This window comes from Pseudoalteromonas sp. BSi20652 (assembly GCF_000239855.1).
In the GTDB taxonomy this organism is placed as follows: Bacteria; Pseudomonadota; Gammaproteobacteria; order Enterobacterales; family Alteromonadaceae; genus Pseudoalteromonas.
This window is the reverse complement of record NZ_BADT01000167.1, coordinates 1-2,990: the sequence shown is the minus strand read 5'-3', so window position 1 is coordinate 2,990 and position 2,990 is coordinate 1. Positions and strand designations below refer to the sequence as shown.

At 35.4% G+C, this 2,990-nt stretch carries 4 protein-coding genes; 2 read left to right on the top strand and 2 right to left on the bottom strand.

The features are described 5' to 3' along the window. The first annotated feature begins 441 nt into the window (after positions 1–441). On the top strand, positions 442–741 hold the full coding sequence (locus P20652_RS05590; RefSeq protein ID WP_008170489.1) for a hypothetical protein: 300 nt from the start codon (positions 442–444) through the stop codon (positions 739–741). 16 nt (positions 742–757) lie between these two features. Here the strand turns inward: P20652_RS05590 and P20652_RS05595 are convergent, their stop codons facing one another. Then, positions 758–1,150 carry a hypothetical protein gene (locus tag P20652_RS05595; RefSeq protein ID WP_008170488.1) on the bottom strand — a complete coding sequence of 131 codons (393 nt, stop codon included), beginning with the start codon at positions 1,148–1,150 and terminating at the stop codon, positions 758–760. A 101-nt stretch (positions 1,151–1,251) separates the two neighbouring features. After that, a complete protein-coding gene (locus tag P20652_RS05600; RefSeq protein ID WP_033017695.1) occupies positions 1,252–2,121 on the bottom strand; it encodes a type II CAAX endopeptidase family protein in 870 nt (289 codons plus the stop codon). 515 nt (positions 2,122–2,636) lie between these two features. Between P20652_RS05600 and P20652_RS18640 the strand changes: the two genes are divergently transcribed. Continuing rightward, a complete protein-coding gene (locus tag P20652_RS18640) occupies positions 2,637–2,975 on the top strand; it encodes a hypothetical protein (RefSeq protein ID WP_008170486.1) in 339 nt (112 codons plus the stop codon). The last annotated feature ends 15 nt before the right edge of the window (positions 2,976–2,990 follow it).

Genomic DNA, 2,990 nt, shown 5'->3' with positions numbered 1-2,990 from the left:
GTTAAATTTACAGCAGTCTGTTTGGTATTTAGGCAAGGCAGAGCCTATGCAGTGTGGTTATTCCCCATAAATGGGCGATAACGTAGCATTAATGCCAAACAGGCGCTGCCCAAAGGGTTCTTCCTAGGGGCTACTTACTCTTTGTTGCCTACATGGATGTAGGTAAGGGGCGTGAGCAGGACGCGGAAGCTTTGCTCGGTTTTTACTTATTCTTACATGGATGTAAGCCATTAGAATAACGCAGGAGCAGTTATCGAGCCCACTAGGTCACAAATCTCGCGCCGCGATTAAATGGCTCCTAGTTTGAATGAATTTTAATCCGCAAAGAACAACAGACCCTAGTCTGATTGGCTATATATCATGGTGTTTTAGTCTCGTTTAAAAACAAAGTAAGACCCAGCCTAATGATACAATAAGGCACATCAACAGTATGGAGGCAGTATGATTGCAACCGTTAAAAACAAAGCTATTTTTAGTAGTAATACATTTTCGATAAACCTTGTTACTTACCCAACTAATCACAGCGTAATGATGCATATTGACCCCGTGCAGCAAGGGCGCTATTACAAGCTCAATTTTGTATTAAAGAAACCTAAAACGGGCGGGATATTTAAATGCTCAAAATGCATTATAAATTTATTTAATCGCGTGTATTTGTTCAGACCCGATAAGTACGAACACAGCGTATCTAAAATCGAGTCTGGAAAGCGTGTGCTACTGAGCTTTGCGTTTAATATATAATTTGCACTTTTACTTATTAATAGTCGTAAGCCTGTCCGGTACATAAAACAGATAGGTCGCAGTACGATACAGAGGTTTCACTACAAGAATTGATAGTAAAAGCATTCCCGCCTCTGCGCATGGCATCAGCTTTGAGTAAATCAATAGCATTTGATTTAGAGCGATTATAGCTTACATTATTGTTACCCATACCGTCGCCATCACAGCTTTCACCTTCAATTCGGCCTAAAAGTGTTGCGCCACTCTCGTGTGCTTCTTGGTCGCTATAAAATTGCTGTAAATCTCTTTTATTAACGTAGGTGCCAATTTCTTGAGATAAAACGCCGTTGTCTATATCTGTATGATAAGTCATGCCTGAACAACCCGTTATTGTGGCGAGCACTGTTATTGCCGTTATAAAACGCAGCATATTCATTAATCCTTTAATTTATTTAAAGTAGTAAATTACTAACAAAATAAAATGCGGGCAATGTTTACTACTAAGTAAATTGTTAGCATTTGTAAATGTATTTAGATTTTACTGAGCATAGGGTAAGTAAACAAAAAGAAGTGGCAAACATTAACCAACCAATGGCATAAAATAGCCCATTCTAAACGCTGCGTTTTATAAAAAATATAGCCATATCCTAAGCCTGCAATAAATGAAACCAATACATAGCTAACTCCTCCAGCAAAATGTGCCAAAGCAAACACTGCAGCTGTCATTATTGGGGCAAGTAGCGCTAAACGAGTGGGTGTAATAATTTGGCTAAGCTTAGTTTGTAATAAACCTCTAAATAAAGCTTCCTCAGCTACACAGGTAAATAAAAGATTAATAGCAATAAAGGCTAACCAAAAGTCGGGCACTTTTGGACTAAAGCTTACAAGTCCAAGCATTAAAGCTGTTATGAGCGTAGCTAAAATAGTAGCGATAACTATTAAAATTGGCTGTTTAACGTTAAGTAGGCCCGCTTTATTAGAGTTTGCTTTTAAAGGCTTTTTATTTGAATAAAAATAAGCACAAAGAAATAACCCAGCCATAGCCTTATCAAAATTAGCATAAAGGGTAAAAGCAATCGCATCGCTGGTAATACGCTCGTTTATAACAATAGGGAGGTTGTTAAAGCCAGGCAGCCAGTGAATCGCCAATACCAATGAGAAAATAATAAAAATAGTGGTTAATATAGTGCGTATTATTGGCTGTTTTGTATTTAGCACACAGTGGTATAAAGCAAAGTAAAGCCCTATACTCGGCAGAGCATATAAATTTATATAACCTTCAAAATAAGCACTTACAACGCTTAAAGCCATTAAGTAGTGCCAAAGGGGCTTTCGCATTATTAATAATTTACAGTACGGAAAAACGCATAATATTGACAATGCCAGAACATAAAAAGCCATTTATTTATCATTTTCTAGTGTTAAGCATTAAACAATAACGTGCAATTTTGCATTAATAAACCATTATATTTTCACTAATCGGTACTGTCATCATTGGTGTGTGTTTATAGATTTAATGAACCGGCTTATTTTATTTAACAGACAGTAATGAGCGATAAATGGCCAGTCAGTACTTTAATGTATGAAGTCAAAATTTGATCTTGATGAGCCTATAAAAAGTAACTGCCAAAGCAGTACTTGTTATTAGTAACATGGTTTTGTGTTATCAATTTAGGTGATTGTCTAGGTTAATTATTGCTGTGTGCACAGACAGTGATTGTTGTTTTGTCCAATATTACTGATCTCCACCATTTTGGTGTATTTCTACACTTATAAAAACTGGCTAGATATTAATCATTTGTTTACATGGAGTTATTTCGTGGCTAAAATAGATGCAACGTAATATATGGACATTTGTCGGTTTATAAAACGACAAATGTCGTATACAAAATTGTTATATGCCAAGAATGGTTTTGATGAATATTGTAATTTTTGTAGCTATCTTCCTAGTTTATTTTTATACATGCTTATTCGCTGTTAAATTATATAAATATCTAATTGAACGTTTAGAGGCGCCTCAAAGAAAATCAATTTTAAACTTAATTATTCGTTATGTTTTGTGGTTAATTTTTATTGTTACAGTAATTCCTACGAGTATGTTTTTTCCTCTTTGGTTAAATGCTAAGTTTACTATTATTGAGCAAACTCAAAACGCTACAATCGGTTTTATCATGTTGGGCAATTTAGTTTTAGTCACAATTATGTGGTTGGGTTACAAAAAAAAGAAAAACAGCTTTGGTGCAAATGGCATATAACAAGCTGTTAAACAA

Coding starts and splice junctions, on each gene's coding strand:
- P20652_RS05590 (WP_008170489.1), top strand. CDS start 442: ATGATTGCAACCGTTAAAAACAAAGCTATTTTTAGTAGTAATACATTT.
- P20652_RS05595 (WP_008170488.1), bottom strand. CDS start 1,150: ATGCTGCGTTTTATAACGGCAATAACAGTGCTCGCCACAATAACGGGT.
- P20652_RS05600 (WP_033017695.1), bottom strand. CDS start 2,121: ATGGCTTTTTATGTTCTGGCATTGTCAATATTATGCGTTTTTCCGTAC.
- P20652_RS18640 (WP_008170486.1), top strand. CDS start 2,637: ATGAATATTGTAATTTTTGTAGCTATCTTCCTAGTTTATTTTTATACA.